The organism is Xenorhabdus entomophaga (assembly GCF_037996725.1).
In the GTDB taxonomy this organism is placed as follows: Bacteria; Pseudomonadota; Gammaproteobacteria; order Enterobacterales; family Enterobacteriaceae; genus Xenorhabdus; species Xenorhabdus khoisanae.
Window position 1 is genome coordinate 1 of record NZ_JBBMXH010000522.1, and the last position, 223, is coordinate 223.

The following is a 223-nucleotide window of genomic DNA, read 5'->3' on the forward strand; positions in this document are numbered from 1 at the left end:
ACCCTGACCGTGTGCGAAACGGCTACGGTAACCGAAGCGGTGCAGCGGCTGAAGGTTATTCACCTGCTGGGCGACTGGCCGGTGCCGGAAACGTTATCTCATCAAACGAAAGGCGTTTTTTTCCCGCTGACCGTCATGATTTATGACGCTCAGGATGAAAAAGTGCTCGGTGGCCGATTCTATGACGAGATTGTCTGGGCACAGCCAGTGACGCTGGCATCAG

The 223-nt window shown here is 55.2% G+C and carries 1 pseudogene; it reads left to right on the forward strand.

The features are described from left to right. Nucleotides 1-39 precede the first annotated feature (39 nt). Nucleotides 40-223 (forward strand): annotated as a pseudogene (locus tag AAC854_RS23910) (hypothetical protein); the annotation flags it as partial.